14 protein-coding genes, 1 pseudogene and 1 riboswitch are annotated in these 15,815 nt (G+C 47.1%); of the genes and pseudogenes, 2 read left to right on the top strand and 13 right to left on the bottom strand.

What is annotated here, in order from left to right; translation table 11 throughout:
- Positions 1-214: 214 nt before the first annotated feature.
- A complete protein-coding gene (locus tag J3482_RS10790; RefSeq protein WP_206918540.1) occupies positions 215-1,978 on the bottom strand; it encodes a methyl-accepting chemotaxis protein in 1,764 nt (587 codons plus the stop codon).
- Positions 1,979-2,064: 86 nt separating this feature from the next.
- Positions 2,065-2,150, bottom strand: a riboswitch (cyclic di-GMP riboswitch).
- A gap of 539 nt (positions 2,151-2,689) precedes the next feature.
- Here J3482_RS10790 and J3482_RS10785 point away from each other — a divergent pair.
- Complete coding sequence (locus J3482_RS10785; protein WP_146824646.1) at positions 2,690-3,136, top strand: MarR family winged helix-turn-helix transcriptional regulator; 447 nt, start codon at positions 2,690-2,692, stop codon at positions 3,134-3,136.
- 13 nt (positions 3,137-3,149) lie between these two features.
- Positions 3,150-3,566 carry an organic hydroperoxide resistance protein gene (locus tag J3482_RS10780; protein WP_146824645.1) on the top strand — a complete coding sequence of 139 codons (417 nt, stop codon included), beginning with the start codon at positions 3,150-3,152 and terminating at the stop codon, positions 3,564-3,566.
- Positions 3,567-3,692: 126 nt separating this feature from the next.
- On the opposite strand, the gene J3482_RS10775 is transcribed toward J3482_RS10780, so the two are convergent.
- The 12 genes and pseudogenes from J3482_RS10775 to J3482_RS10725 all read right to left on the bottom strand — a co-directional run bounded on the left by J3482_RS10775 (position 3,693) and on the right by J3482_RS10725 (position 15,760).
- Entirely contained in the window at positions 3,693-5,045 is a 1,353-nt protein-coding gene (locus tag J3482_RS10775; RefSeq protein WP_146824644.1) for an MFS transporter, read from the bottom strand.
- Positions 5,046-5,143: 98 nt separating this feature from the next.
- Entirely contained in the window at positions 5,144-6,076 is a 933-nt protein-coding gene (locus tag J3482_RS10770) for a substrate-binding domain-containing protein (protein ID WP_206922398.1), read from the bottom strand.
- Position 6,077: 1 nt separating this feature from the next.
- Positions 6,078-6,989 carry a VOC family protein gene (locus J3482_RS10765; RefSeq protein ID WP_206922397.1) on the bottom strand — a complete coding sequence of 304 codons (912 nt, stop codon included), beginning with the start codon at positions 6,987-6,989 and terminating at the stop codon, positions 6,078-6,080.
- Between the two features lie 323 nt (positions 6,990-7,312).
- Positions 7,313-7,618: a hypothetical protein gene (locus tag J3482_RS10760; RefSeq protein ID WP_146824641.1), complete on the bottom strand. Its 306-nt coding sequence runs from the start codon at positions 7,616-7,618 to the stop codon at positions 7,313-7,315.
- Complete coding sequence (locus J3482_RS10755) at positions 7,618-8,754, bottom strand: zinc-dependent alcohol dehydrogenase (RefSeq protein ID WP_146824640.1); 1,137 nt, start codon at positions 8,752-8,754, stop codon at positions 7,618-7,620. Before J3482_RS10755 ends, J3482_RS10760 begins: the two co-directional genes overlap by 1 nt.
- A 15-nt stretch (positions 8,755-8,769) precedes the next feature.
- Positions 8,770-10,122: a Rieske 2Fe-2S domain-containing protein gene (locus J3482_RS10750; RefSeq protein ID WP_146824639.1), complete on the bottom strand. Its 1,353-nt coding sequence runs from the start codon at positions 10,120-10,122 to the stop codon at positions 8,770-8,772.
- Entirely contained in the window at positions 10,116-10,862 is a 747-nt protein-coding gene (locus J3482_RS10745) for a substrate-binding domain-containing protein (protein ID WP_223204307.1), read from the bottom strand. Before J3482_RS10745 ends, J3482_RS10750 begins: the two co-directional genes overlap by 7 nt.
- Before the next feature lie 18 nt (positions 10,863-10,880).
- Positions 10,881-11,069, bottom strand: a pseudogene (locus tag J3482_RS21825) (LysR family transcriptional regulator); the annotation flags it as partial.
- Positions 11,070-11,285: 216 nt separating this feature from the next.
- A complete protein-coding gene (locus J3482_RS10740; protein WP_438938614.1) occupies positions 11,286-12,401 on the bottom strand; it encodes a cupin domain-containing protein in 1,116 nt (371 codons plus the stop codon).
- 25 nt (positions 12,402-12,426) lie between these two features.
- The gene (locus J3482_RS10735; protein ID WP_146824636.1) at positions 12,427-13,266 is read right to left on the bottom strand and encodes a fumarylacetoacetate hydrolase family protein; all 840 of its coding nucleotides are present in this window, start codon (positions 13,264-13,266) and stop codon (positions 12,427-12,429) included.
- Positions 13,267-13,339: 73 nt separating this feature from the next.
- Positions 13,340-14,362: a dihydrodipicolinate synthase family protein gene (locus J3482_RS10730; protein ID WP_146824635.1), complete on the bottom strand. Its 1,023-nt coding sequence runs from the start codon at positions 14,360-14,362 to the stop codon at positions 13,340-13,342.
- 24 nt (positions 14,363-14,386) lie between these two features.
- A complete protein-coding gene (locus J3482_RS10725) occupies positions 14,387-15,760 on the bottom strand; it encodes an MFS transporter (RefSeq protein WP_206922395.1) in 1,374 nt (457 codons plus the stop codon).
- Positions 15,761-15,815 lie beyond the last annotated feature (55 nt).

The following is a 15,815-nucleotide window of genomic DNA, read 5'->3' as shown; positions in this document are numbered from 1 at the left end:
AAAATTCATCGGGATGGGAGATTCGCGAGACAGGGACACCAAGCGTCACACAGGGAGTCTGAGTGTGTCGATATGTCCTCGTCTGGAGCGGATAGTCTGTATGTAATTTCATCGAGGTTCCACTCTGTACATAGTTCACTTGAATATCCTCCTATCCTCAAAGTGGGTGCCCCCTCCTTGTTTTGAGGGGACACCCACATAGGCGGTTTACGGATTATTGAATCACGAATTTCTCAATCGCTGCCTGTAGCGCTTCCGCCATTTCATTCAACTTGCTCGACGATTCCGCGAGAACATCCATCGATTTCTTTTGTGCGTTCACCGCATCCGCAATATTTGTCACATTTTCCGACGAACGCTCAGAGATAGTGGACAAGTCAGTCACCGCCGCCGTCACTTCTTCCGTGTTCGCCGAAATTTCCTCAGCCGCACTGGACACATTTGTAATCTGATTGGCTACAGTGCGCGAAGACTGCATAATCTCTTCAAAAATCTTGCCGGTGTGTTCGACCATATTCGCACCAGTCTCTACTTGCTTCGTCCCCTTCTCAATAGCTTCAACGGCCACGTTCACCGCGCTTTGCGTGGATTCAATGAGATCATTTATCTGACTAGATGCTTCACGAGACTGTTCTGCCAGTTTGCGTACCTCGCCCGCAACGACCGAGAACCCTCGCCCATTTTCCCCGGCTCTCGCCGCCTCAATCGCCGCATTGAGTGCGAGCAAGTTGGTCTGTTCGGAAATCGACCGAATCACACTTGTAATCGTGCCAATTTCATTGGAATACTTCTCTAACAACTGAATGGCCTCTTTGGTTTGCTCAACTTCTGAAGTCGCGAGCTTCATTTGCTCCACTGCATTCTGAATTGCCTCTTCACCCTGATGCGACTTCTGATCCATTTGATACGCTACTTCAGACACGTCTGACGCGCTAGCAGCAATTAACTGAATCCCGCTAGCCACTTCACTCATTGCCCTCGCACTCTCAAATGTAGATTCATTTTGCGTTTTGACGTTTGCCTCAACTTCCTCAATGTGACGGGCAATCCCGTCAAATATCTGACTGTTTTGCTGGTTCACTTGATTTAATTCTTTCGCCGAAGCCGTGACAGAATGCGACGTCTCTTTCACCTTTACTAACATATTCCTGATATTGGATATCATTTCGTTGAACTGCTCGTTCACTTTACCCAAGTCGTCATTTCGCGTCTTGATTTGAATATCTAAATTCCCGTCACTGACCTCGCGAATTCCGGTCACCAAATCTTTAATCGGAGCCAGCGTCCTTCGAGACACGATATATTGAACAGCAATAATGATGATCAAAAAGATGATCAACAAAATAATCCCATTTGTGAGCAATTTATGAAGACCTTGTGGCAACATGCTGGCGTCTGCGTCAACGCCAAAGTACGCGAAAATGTGCCCGGATGAATCAGTGATTGGATAAACAATGGTTTCCCATGTGCCGAATCCATCGCTATATACCGAAGTAAATTCCGGCTTCTTCGTCTGCAACATGTGTTGAATGGCCACCACGACGTTTTGAGGCTGTTGATACATATCCCCGACGTTCATCTTCGCTTGGGCCAATTGCTTTGTCAGTTTCGTCGGGGCAGAGATAATCGAAGTTTCATCCCCATTTTTCAATTCTGTGCCAAACAAATAAGCTTGTGCGATGTTCGGATTGTACTGAGAGATTTCATTAAAATACTTCTGGAGTTTTTGATTCACCGGACCATTAAAGCTCTTCTCAGCCATGGCTTGTTCAACTTCGTTTGCCGTGACGCCCTTCTCCCAGGTATCCGTGACCGTGGTAATTTGCTTGTGCAATGTAGCGGTGAGAATGTTCCGCTCTATCACGTAACTAGAGATAATTAACGCAGCACCAATCGCAATAATATTTATGCTTGTAAATAGTATATTTTTTGTAAAGAACGATAAATTCAATTGAAGTGACCTACGCCCCAACTTCACTTTTGTCAATTCCTCCTCAGTTTAATACCCCGATACACGCTAGAAACGCAAAAAAAGACACATCCTTACCCGGATGCGCGATTTCAATGTGCAACCCGGCGATCATAGACAAAATATCTTTAGACCCGTAGCTTTGCGTCCCAGATTTTCATCTGGTTTGCCAACTATTCATTTCATGAAACTCAAAGAAGGGTGAATACGACAGTTTCTTATCATTCTCTCGCAATATGTTTGGTGGGTGAGCTACCTCATTTCTACAATTGAGTATTTAAACCTACTTATCCAATATGTAATCGCATTGTCCATATTAATCCATTCTACATGATTCGACAACATCAGGAAACGGGAGAAATACCGATAATAGCTACAATGACGAATAATGACAGCCAATTGAACTACAGTCTCTGTCGACAAAAAACGACAAAATACGAGACGATTCATAGTATTCCGCATTTCCTTTTGAGAGGAATTCAAAGTGATGTAGGCACAGTAATCATACTTTCACTTATCCACAGCCCGATAATTTTACAGCGTGAAACCTACGCCACTACTTTGCGGATCCGGTAAGTTATGCACAGAATCTCTGTGGACAACTGGACAACTTATCCCCAAAATCCACAATACGATGATAAATTGAAAGCATGCTGTTGACACGTCAAATTAAATTGTGTAAAATTAAATTGTAAACAATTAAACTGAGGGCTGCAAACGATGAAGAAGGACGATTTGCTCAAGTTAGACAATCAACTTTGTTTTAGCGTCTACGCCTTGTCGCGGGAGATTACAAAGCTATATCGCCCGCTACTCGACGAATTGGGGGTGACGTACCCACAGTACTTGGTATTGCTGGTGTTGTGGGAAGAGGAAAGTAGTACAGTCAAACACCTTGGTGAACGGCTCTACCTCGACTCTGGCACGCTGACGCCAATGCTAAAGCGAATGGAAATCGCTGGTTTATTGCGACGGGATAGAGACAAGGAAGACGAGCGAACTGTGCGGATTTCGCTGACGGAAAAAGGGGAAAAGTTGCGAGCCAACGCCTATTGCATTCCGGAATCGCTCCTGAAACGTCTCGGTTCTGAAGAACAAGAAGTAGATCGCCTACTGGCGACTCTTCGAGGAATGATTCAACAAGTCCAACAACAGATACCAAATTGAGGAGAGATGAAACATGCAAAACTTATACACAGCGACAGCAACGGTTCAAGGTGGCGGACGAAATGGACACGTCACATCGTCTGATGGCATATTGGATTTAGATGTTCGGATGCCCAAAGAGCTAGGTGGCGCCGGCGGGGCGACCAATCCTGAACAATTATTTGCAGCTGGTTATGCAGCTTGCTTCGACAGTGCGGTGAATCTCGTCGCACGGAGCAAAAAAATTGTTGTCAAGGATACGTCTGTCACGGCTCATACAACCATTGGCAAAGAGGACGATGGTACCTTCGCGCTGTCTGTCCGCTTGGATGTCAAAATTCCAGGCGTATCTCAAGAAACTGCTCAGGAGATTGTCGAGGCAGCTCACCAAGTTTGCCCCTACTCGAAAGCAACGCGTGGCAACATCGAAGTCCAATTGAATGTCCTGTAAGACGAACAATCACAAACACGAAGTCATGCAGAAAATTACTTAGATTACAAAAGAAAAAAAACGGTGCGGCCTGTCACCCCTGTTCATCAGGCCGCACCACTTGTATTATTAAGGCATGCTCAGAATTTAATTTTCGACCACCACTTGTTCCGAGCTTGCTATTCGAGAATCAATTAGATTACGACTAATCAGCGCAAGGCCAATTGCCGCAATGATAGCTGCAAGCGCCGCCAACATAAGAATATTGGGGAGACTCCAGTTCGCCGCAACCAGCACCCCACCAATCAGCGGACCGACGATTGAGCCAATGCGCCCCACTCCCAAGGCCCAACTCGCACCAGTTGACCTTGCACTGGTCGGATATACACTGGCTGCAATCGCGTTCATATTCGATTGGACGCCAACAATGAAGAATCCGGCAAAGAACAATACGGCAATAAGTGCACCAATGGTGTGCATGTAACCAAGCACAATCAGCAATATCGCAGCGATAACGCTCGAAATTCCCAAAATGACCTTCGGGTTTCGGCGATCACTCGTAGAACCTAACACAATGGTACCGACAATTCCTCCTCCCTGTAGCATTGCTGTGGCGATAATTGCCTTGCCCATCGGAAAACCAACACCCTTCAGAAGCGTGGGCATCCAGTTTGTCAGGAAATAGATGAGTAACAGTGTCATAAAGAATACAATCCATACAAGGATTGTATTAAGCGCCCTACCCTCTGTGAACAAGTGTTTCACCGGGAAACCCGGTAACTTCTCCTCTGGCAAATAAAAGTCGTTGTGATTACTCACGGACCCCGAACCAGCAATTCGATTTAGTGGAGTCACAATTCTATTTCTATTCCGTCCATGAAGCACCAGAAACCGAATCGATTCAGGCATTCCAAACACCGCTATAAATCCCAAAACAATTGGCGCAATCCCGCCGAGGAAGAACACTGATTTCCAGCCGAACGCAGGAATCATTTTTGCCGAGATGACGCCTCCAATGGTCGCACCGAACGGAAATCCGCACCACATAATACTAAGAACAGTTTTGCGGATTCTCGTGGGCGCATACTCCGCGAGCAATGCTGTGACATTCCCCATGCAACCGCCGAGACCGAAACCGGTTACCAACCTCCAGAACAGCAAAGCACCTAGACCCGATGACGTTGTGGTGAGTATCGAAAAAATACCGAACAGAAACACTGCGATGATTACCGTCGTTTTACGCCCAATTTTGTCCGCGATAGGCCCAGATATTAAAGCTCCTATGGCCAATCCGACAAGACTAGACGAAAAGATTGGTGCCAATGCTGCCGAAGAGGTTCCCCATACCTTTTCAAGTTCTGGGGCAACAAACGAAATGACTTGTGCGTCATAACCGTCCAGAGCCAACAGCAGAAATCCTATAATGACGGTAATGACCTGATATGCTGTGAATGGAGTTTCGTCGATAAGTCTCGATACATTCACGCGTTCGTCGGACATGCAGTATCCCCCCCGAGAGGTATTTATCTTGACCCATTGGGTTAAGACCAACCATAGAGATGCCCAATCAATTCCGCTGCTGTGTCGTTAGGACTACTTCAGTCAAATTGCACAAAACAATCTTCGAGACTCCGCTTCCCACTGATGAAACCTTGCTCACACGCCGCATTGTAGAATGTTCTAAGGATTCTATAATTTTTCTCCCAACCGAAACTGTTCCAGTCCTTGTCAAGCATCGAATCTGTACGTTGCAAATGCAAATCCGCAAATGGGAGATACATACTTACAGAGTTCCCCACATCTTTCAGTCCAAGATCCCTAGACCGTTCGAACAAGTGAACTAGCTCACCCACCAGATTCGGGTTTGACTCAAGAAGTTCTTCCCTCACCACAATGACGTGTGTAATAGGAACCATGCGAACATCGTGATAGAACTTCGTCGTCTCCTCTATCGGATTCGGCTGCACAGTCCGAATCCCACGGTCGTCATCGATTTTGCGCGCGTAAATGAAAACGTCTACTTCACGACTACGGAGAAGCTCAGGCGCAGATTTTCCAACGTGCCGCCAATCGATTTGATAATGGTCAGGGTACGGAGCAACAACGCGATCTCTTTGTAGCGGAAACCACGTAATCTGCCCGGGCTCTATCCCGTAATAACGTTCAAATAACCACCTGTGCCAAATACCAGCCGTAATCCAAAACTGCGGAATCGCAACTTTTTTTCCCACTAGATCTCGCGGGCTCTGAATGGACGCGTCGTTTAAACAAAATTGGTAATGATGAAGGAATTTTCGCGAGAAAATTGGTAGCGCTTTCAAACCGGTCTGAGATTCAGCTATTTTGAGAAATGTGGCTAATGAACTCTCCCCAACGTCGTATTCTCCCCCAAGCGTTTTCAAGGTACATTCATCAATAGATTTGGCCCGCTCAGGCTGGACACAAAAACTGTCCAGCGTGAGTCTCCCCGAGAGTATCGCATCTGTGTGTAGGTACTGCGTACATCCAATTCGAATCGTTGAAATCGCCATGTTACACCCTCCCGTTACCGACTGTCTGTCGCCATGTCTCGACACTCCCGACTTTCCCCATACGAGAATCACGATAGCTCCTCCACATGTCACTTGTCTCCGGAGCGCCATCCAGCATCCTAGGCGCACGGGCACCCACTTCCGGGAATTCCTCCATGCCGAGGGTATATTCAATGGTCATCTCATCCGGGTCTAAGAAATAAACAAAGATACTGCCCGAAGCGTAGTGACGTCCGGGCCCACAAACGACAGGAATCTGTTCACGAAGTAGACGATTGTAGCCAATACCAATGTCATTGATATCCTCAACCATAAACGCGAGGTGCTGTAGCTTCAGTGCTGAACCGGTCGCAAATCCAAAAGAGTGATGGTAAGGACTGGGGAAGCAACGCATCCAAACAAAGGACAACTCACCTCGCTGGTTATAGCGCTCGTCGGAAGGCTTGAAGTTCAAAATATCCGTAAAGAAAGAATAGACGTTGAGGATGACATGCCCCAGCCTGCTAATTTTCACTAAATGAGGTTTCTTTCGAAAAGGACGGTGTTGCATGCCACAATAGAATTCAAAGACGACACCGTTCGGGTCTGCGAAACGGAATGCCTTTCCGATGCACAACTGTGCACATTCTTCGGCACTAACAGCGACGGGGTGGTACCCATGCTCAGACAAATGATTCCAAGCCACCTCATACTGACTGACATCTTCCAGTTCCATCGCAATTCTTTTCAGTCCTGGGTCATCCGACTGATGCAGGACGATACAGTGGTGTTCATCGCTACAGGTCAGATAAGCACGTTCCGACGAGACTTCATCAACTAAAGTAAACCCAACCATATCCTGATAGAACTGTGCAGAACGCTCCACGTCACGTACATTCAGTGCGACATAGCCCAATTTCTTATACCTAATCAAGTTTTCCCCTCCATAATTCGTTATCACAGTCTGTAATTGTCCAACCCCCAAAAAGAAAGCGCTTTCTAAAATATAAAATTCATTTTGTTATCTCTTTTTAAATTATTCCGCGAACATAAATCAAAGATAGCGCTTTCAATGAGCTGCAATAGATTTCACCAATATGACAGGCTACCTATGAAACGATAGCCACTTGTAATCCATTAACGTATAGTTAATGATACAAACATATTGTTTACATCTGAAAGTGTAGCACCAGAATCTACACCCAGTCAATCGATGGGCGACGGAAGATGGACCGTTCCCGCTAGACTGTGTCTCCATTAGGCGCCAAGTTCATCCAATAGTGGTATCAGTCTTTCCAACCCAAGCCTGCTCAACAGACCCTCGACATCCACATTCGACAACGCAGGACGTGGTACCGGAGGTTCCACACCATTCTGCAACGCAGAGACAATCATTGTGACGCGCTTTTCGTCCAGCTCATCAATCATCCGCACCGTTTCAAACCCTTCGACCACACACCCGGGAAGTTCCGGGTATCGGACGATACGTATCCAGTCTCCATCTCGAATCAAGGAATCGGACGCAAGAATATAAGGAACGGACAAGTACGCGCGAAGGCTCACTACGCATCCCCCCTTTGAGCTTCGCTGAACTGCGTAATCTTGGGCAATATTGTGACATGTACGGCCTGTTCAGGATACTCACCCGCTGTCAAACGAATCGCTCGATCAACTTGGTCTAAACCGAAATGATGTGTTGACATCTCACTTATGGGGTATTTCCGAGATTTTATGATCTCAATCGCCAATTCCACAGCTGCATAGCTATGTCCCCTGACACCACGCATCGTTAAGCAACGTTTTGAAAGTTGCGCCACTGGAAAGTGAGTGATTCCCTCAGCGACGCCTGTTGGCAAAATCAACTGTCCGTGCTTCTTCAGAACAGCCATTGCAATGCCAATCGTTTCATCGCTTCCCCGCGCAGTGTCGACAACCATGTCAACGCCTTCCCCATGTGTCATATCTCGTACCAGCGTTATCAAATCTTCATTTGCACCATGAAATACGATATCTGCACCAAGGTTTTTTGCTACTTCAAGTCGTTTAGTATCCCGTGAGAGCCCAACGACGATAATCAGCCTAGCGCCCGCCAATTTCGCGGCGAGAACACAACCCAGCCCCTGCTGCCCTGGCCCCAGAATAAGGACCGTTTGCCCTGACTTGAGTTGTCCTTCTCGAGTTACCCACTCAATCCCATTGGAAATCGGTAAAGCTAGTACTGCCTCTGTGGCAGGAATTTGTTCGTCCACATGATGAAATACCGTTCTTGGGTGCAAATAGAGATATTCCGCATATCCGCCCCACAAACCTGATCCGACATTGAGCGGCGTAGAACCAAATCGTATAGCTGTGGGCGATAGAAGTGAATCCGTTGCCCGACACGACCGAAAGTTACCCGTCCGACAAGCGTAGCAGTGGCCACACGGCAAATACTCCTCCAATAGCACACGGTCTCCCTCCGAGACCCCCCAACGTTCTTTTGCAATCGGTCCCAAAGCTACGACGCGTCCCAAGTTTTCATGCCCCAGGATTCTCGGTTCTTCAATGGCAGCTCGGTAATGTCGTACATCGCTACCACAAACCCCCGCAGCCTCTATTTTCAGCAGTCCGTCATCGAGCCCGATATCCGGTAATGACAGACGTTTAAGTTCCGTCACGCCACTTCCAGTCATCACTGCAGCCTGGATTTGCTGCCTCATCACACCACCCCCTTGTCACACAAAGTGAACTTTACTCTGATCTGCAGAAGTCACCAACTCCGCCTCACGAACCCAGTCAGCATCTTCCGGTAAACGCATGGATGCGGAGCGAATATGATAAGTTGCTGGCGCTGACACACCTACCGGTTCAACCCCTCGCTCTTGAAGCCCCTTTGCAGTATTGAGCCACAAGTGACGCATCCGAATAATCGCTAGGTCAGCGGTGCCAAGGTGCTCCTTCCTACGGTCGAAAATTGGGCCCATTGACTCCTGTACAGCTTGATCTTGCATGGCGATAGTCGGAATCCCAGAAAACGACTTGGTCGCTTGTGCATTCCAATCAATTAAGTAGTCATTGGCAAGATTCAACTTCGAACGCCATCTGCTATTTGCAATAGATGTCTCCTCCATATACATGTTCAATGGTAGATGACGACCATTCCCTTCGCTCGTACCAACGCGATCAGGAGACCAGTACTTCATGTCATCCAACTCATCCTGAGTCAGGTCGCGTATGGGGTGCCAGGTGATTGTCCAGACCATCGTGCTGTAATCATCAATTGGAACCCAAGCGTGCCCGCTGACTGGGCTGTCAGTGCCGTAAGATGGAAGAATAGTATAAAACGGCATTAAACACTGTGTAATGCGCCAGTAATGGTAGCCCGGCTCAGCACTTCTTCTAGCGCCGACCATCATCCCGTACGGGGTTTCAATCGTTTCGTAGTGCGGGAATTTGTCACCCGCCATATACTTCATACCTTTTTCACGTGGACTTCCAGTGAAATCCGTCGGATTGAGCCGGCTGTGCAAAAACGACACGTGACTAGAGTCAATGCCTCCTTCATAGGCTTGAACCCAGTTACAATCTTCAACTCGTTTGCTGATGTAACAGCGAGATTCAGGCACCAGATTCCACTCAAAATCAGGCAGGTCAGGCCGGTTCTCGTCAGACTTGTTGCCCATATAAGCCCAAATCACACCATTGCGTTCTGCACAAGGATACGCGTTTGCCTTAATCCGATTTTTGAAGGTACTTGTCGGTGGCTCATTCGGCATGTCAACAATAGTACCGCTTACATTGAATTTCCAACCGTGATAGACACAACGCAGACCGCATTCCTCATTACGTCCGAAATATAATGATGCTCCGCGATGTGGGCAGTGTTCATCTAACAAACCCACTTTTCCCTCACTGTCTCGAAATGCAATCAAATTTTCTCCCAGAACCCTGACTCTTAATGCTCTGCCGTCGTTTTCGGGCAGTTCATAAGACAATAAAATCGGTATCCAGTATGAGCGCATCGCTTCTCCCATTGCAGTTCCAGGACCAACCTGTGCGATAAGCATGTTATCTTCTTTGCTTAACACAAAATAGCACCTCCGCTGTTTGTGTGAGGGTTGTTTACACCTAGACCATCAAAGTAGTCAACAATGGCCCGCCGTATAATGTCTATCAGTAGATAAGTGGATTTTGAGCCAAGGTAAATCATTGATAACACGGATTGAATGTGGGACAACTGCTGCACTTGTAAACCAACCAGTGAACCTTCTCGCAATTCCCTCTGTACAGCAATCAGAGGTAGCAAACTCACACAAGATGACTCAATCACCATCACCTTTGCGGCTTCCAGTTGGTTCAACTCGGCAACCACGTTGGGGATTGCCTGATACTTCCCGAATGCTTTCTGGATTCCCCGCCACGCGTCTGTAGATTGCTCGTACGTCACCAAAGGCTCATGCAACATGTCTTCGAGACCAATTTGTTGAAACTGCGTCAATCGGTGCCCGGGGGCACAAACTAATATCCACGGAGTGGCATAAGCTGTCACCCGCTCTATCTCACGATGGGTCACCTCGGAGGCAACCAGGCCAAGGTCTACTTCATTGCCGATAATCATGTCGCGAATGGTTCGGGAATTCCCGTGAACCACGTGAAACTCTACGGCAGGATTCTGAGTTCGAATCGTGCCAAGAATTTTAGGCAGAACATTCACTGACCATGTGGGTGTAGCACCAATTCGAATAATACCTTCAGCCTTTTGCTGGATACTACGAAGCTTGTTCTCAGCCTCCTGCATGAGCTGCATCATTCGTCTAGCGTAAGGCAAAAACTCCCTCCCCTCTTGTGTGAGATAAATTTTGTGGTTCTTATTTCGAATAAATAACTTCACACCGAGCCGTTCTTCTAATTTCTGTATTCTCGCTGAAACAGATGGCTGACGGAGGTTCATGACATGCGCCGTTTTTACAAAACTCAGTGTTGAAGCGACGGACAAAAAAGTTACGATACTCTCCAAGTCTTCCAACTGACTCACCACGTTCCCTATAATCGATATTAAATACACAATTTCTATTTGTAAATTCGGACTTTTCTATCAAAAAGCCAAGATATATAGAGGAAATGTATCTGCCATAACACCTGACTTCTCGAACGTATCATGTTGGCCTTACGGACATGCATACACATGAAAACACCCGGCTGCAATACTGTCACATGCTGCAGTCGGGTGCTCCATCGTATACAAAATCAATCATGGCATAATGGGCTGAAATGCATCCACTACTTCCTGGTGTCCATCGTTCTCTAAATAATCCGCTTGCCGCTCGAAGTGAAACGCCTCCATCATCGGGATGTCGTTCGTAGAAAACAAATACGCGTCTTGTATATCGGACAGATTCACATGTTCATGCCAAGTCCAGGAAGGTACAGCGAAAAAATCCCCTGCAGACCAGTCGAAACGAACACCATTCATCACCGTATAGCCCCGCCCCTGATAGACATGGTAGACGTTCGTGTGCACATGTCGGTGTGCTCTCCCATGAAATTTCGGCGGCAGTTTTTGCATCCAGGCACCTAGGCGCCCGTCCGCGTCTCTACCGGTCGACGGATTGATGTATTCGACCGCGTAACCTTCTACAGGATCTGGATCAAATTCACTCAGTCCATCTAGCGCCTTCTTCGTAAGGTCCCACCGATAGCGACCCAAGGCAATATTTTTCGGCTGACGATCAGACACCGGCCGCACCATTCCCCCTTGATACCGTCTCGAACTAAAGTCATCAGGGACAGTCAACGGCTGCCGACGTTCTGGATAAAATTCAGTGAAGGATACATTCATTGCCATGATAAATGGCGTATCAAGACAATCCATCCATATGACTGGCTCCTCCCCCTCATTGATATGTTCATGCCAGGACCAATCGGGCGTAATTAGATAATCACCCGGTTCAAAGGTAATGCGTTCACCGTCAACCGTACCGTACCCGCCGCGTCCTTTCATCACGAAGCGCAGCGCAGCCGACGTATGGCGATGCGGTGGTGCTAACTCACCAGGATTTACTGCCTGTACGGCCGCGTATAGCGTCTGGGTAGTACCACCCCATCCATACGGTTTCAAATCCTTCATACCCGGATTAATCAGAAATACGGCACGGCGTTCCGCTGACCCTACCCCAACTTCGAGCAATGTCTTTGCTTTATCAAGTTTGTCATCAATGAGTTCTCTTTTCCATAGATACGGTACCGGCTTTGCAATCGGCTCAACCGAGTTGAACGCCGAAATCGACGCCCACAGTGGTCCAAGATTGACCGCTTCCAACTCTTCGTGAAAGTCCTGCAATTCCTTCGTCCATTGTTGATTAGACAACATCCATCGCCCCTTATTTAAGCGCTTACTTATAAGCTACATGGACGGAAAATTCTCCGATGCGTTCAATCCAGATGCGCACTGTATCACCATCCACAATCGGCCCCACTCCCTCAGGGGTACCCGTCGTGATGATATCACCGGCCCGTAGCGTCATGACACTGGATGCAGCTTCAAAAAACTTATAACAGTCATAAATCATCGTCCGTGTATTCGTTGCTTGACGAAGTTCGTCATTCACCCACAGCTTCAGGTCAACCTCATTTGGGTTCCCCATTTCGTCTGCCGTAACAATCCACGGACCGATTGGCGTAAACGTATCAAACGACTTCCGCCATGGTCTATCCTCCTTACCACGCACAGTGATATCCATCAAAGCAAAATAGCCAAAAATATACTTCGACGCCTCCGACGCTGGAACATCCTTCGCATCTCGTCCAACGACAAACGCAATTTCTGCTTCATGATCCGTTCGTCTGTCACGAAATGGTAACAACACCGTATCACCAGGTCCGATGATGGAAGAAGGTGCCTTCAAAAAGAAACCAAGATTCTCAACGGTATACTGCGCATTATTAAACTGAACGTTCATTTCATCCTGATGCAGATAATAGTTGACGGGAGCCGCCACAATTTTCGACGGGTAGGGCACAGATGCTCGTAATCTGACAGCTTGAAGCGGAATGATACGAGCATCCGATATTCCTTCTTCAATGACGCTTTGCAAATGGCCGTATCGCGACATCAGGGAAACCAACGACGCCTGCGGTTGCGCACTGTCCCATCCGACGATTTCACTCACATCAACAATTCCGTCTCCCTTGACAACACCAACTTTGTAATCATCAAACAGCGCGATTTTCATCTGGTGCCCTCCGCATCCGTAAGTCTCATACAATTCAATGTATAAACAGGACAATTCATAATGGTGAGAGAAATCAATCAAGTAATTTGGCTAACACTTCGTCGAATTCTTCTTGTCCAATAACGGATAGACCTGCGGCCTGTAGCAAATTCCTTAATGTAATTGCCTCTATCTTCTTCGGTTTTGTCATTGGTGGACGCATAAATGGATGTGATATCAATCCTCTAATCCATACAGCTGTCTTATAGCGAGTGTGCAGACGCGCATGTTCTTCATACACATAAGCGTGCAAATCGCTTAACCCAGCTTGCCATATCGCCTTCGCCTTATAAAAATCATGTTCTTGAAACGCTTTGATATGTTCCATCATGGGTTCTAAAGCATAATTAAATGAGCCTGATACCGTTCCATCCATTAAGTCACACGCAAGTCCTTCATGAAAAGCCCGCGCCGACGACGCCAGTACCGCAACATTGTTTTCTAAGGAACGAAGATACTTCGCTACCCGTTTCCAAGCCTCCCAAGTATATATCATCTTCCATCCCACAATATTCTGTATCCCTTCACACATCTTCTTCACTGCTGGAAGCGGAACCCCAATTCCATAATTCGCATTGAAATTGGCCACTGGATGCGCAATCATTGGCAAATCCACTTCCGTATCAATGGCCTTAGCCAATTCCACCCAAACTTCAGGATACTTTTCAGCATTCCAAGACGTGGTCAGATCTGCCGTGCCAATAGGCGGCATGAGGAAAATGCCATCTACACCCTCTTCCTTGGCGTCTTTGGCCACCTGAACCGTGTCCTCAGTGCGCAAGTCTATGGCTCCAGCAAATAACGGGACCTTGCCGCCCACCTCTTCAACCGCAATTTGTACTGCACGACGTTTCTCCGCACGAGACATATAGAACAGTTCGCCTGCTTCAGGATTGATAATGATGCCTATACCAGCCTCCACATACTGCGGTTGTGTAAAGTAACGCAGCAGTTTCCTCAAACCCTCCTCATCGATATCGTAGCCACCCTCTTTAAAAGGCGTTACCGCAGCTGTAAAATAACGATGAAATCTACCATCATGCCAGTCTTTGTTCATTTGAAAAACCTCCGTATCATCATGTTATTGGGCAATTTCTTCTAGTGCCCTACCCTTTGTTTCTATGCCAAGCGTCGCTATCGCAATAGCGCCGATGAGGCCAGCTAAAGCAAACATCAGGAACACCGTACCGACGCCCATTCCCTTTCCAAGAATCCAACCGACCAGCGTTGGCGCAATGAAACTTGCAATTCGGCAAAGACTACTGGCCGTGGATGTCCCCCAGCCACGCATCCGTGTCGGATACAACTCCGGCGTATACGTGTAAACACCTACAGAACTCGCTCCAGACCCAAGCAACATCAAAATCGCCGCGATAAATAAGGCCACCCATCCCGAAGCATGCAAGAAGTTCAGTTCCACAAAACCAAGAACACCGCCAATGACAACCACAACGAATCCTATGATAAAGATAGGTTTTCTACCGACGCGATCGAGAAGATAAGCGATTACATAGGATTCAACAAGGTTAATCAGCCCTGTCACCGTCGTTAAAAGCAAGCTCTTGCCCGTAGACAGATGCCCCACTTTTTCGTAAAGACTGGGCAGCCAAACAGTATATCCATACATAATGAAATAGCACATAAACCATTGAATCCAACATAATGCTGTTCGCCGTCGATAGTCCTTAGAAAACAACTCCAGGAACCTTGTATGCAGAGATTGCACATTTACTTTCAGTTCAGGGTCCGGGAGTTCTATTCCAAGTGAAGTAACTTCGGTTTCCAATTGGTCGACAATCCGATTTGCTTTGTCTATTTTTCCTCGTTGCGTCAACCACCTGACTGATTCCGGGATAAACTTAAAAGCAATCAACGCATAGACGGCTGGAATGGCCCCGATTCCGAATAAAACTCTCCATCCAACAAGAGAACCGAATGCGCCTAATACGACGTACCCAATCAGCGGAGTAAGGAACAAACCCCAGGTAAAAAACGTCTCATAAATCGTTACATATCTCCCACGCTGTTTTCCCACCATATATTCATTCACCAATGCTCCAGCAATCGGCACTTCTCCACCAAGGCCGACACCCTCCAACAGCCTAAACCAAACCAGACTCTGGAAACTCCATGCTAAGGCGGCCACAAGACTGAATATTCCAAATAAAAACATACTAGTTAACAAAGCCTTTTTGCGACCTATCTTTTCACTTAAATAACCAAATAACAATGCACCAACAAACTGACCAATATAAGCAATACCAGCAAGAAATCCAGCGTTCGCCAAACTGACGTGAAATGACTCCAGAATGACAACCAATACGACTGAAAGAGCCAAATTATCATAAGAGTCAAAAAACGTCGCCATCCCCAACTTGGCAATCAATTTTCTGTGGAATCCATAAATAGGCACCCTCTCTAATCTTGAAATGACCGCATCACTTTGCTCACTCACCTTTTCCACCCTTCCCATATACTTCGATTAGAAACATCACTACTCCGGTTGTATC

Origin of the sequence: Alicyclobacillus suci (genome assembly GCF_017329615.1) — a bacterium.
Lineage (GTDB): Bacteria > Bacillota > Bacilli > Alicyclobacillales > Alicyclobacillaceae > Alicyclobacillus > Alicyclobacillus suci.
The sequence above is the reverse complement of the archived record's forward strand: the minus strand, read 5'-3'. Positions and strand labels throughout refer to the sequence as shown.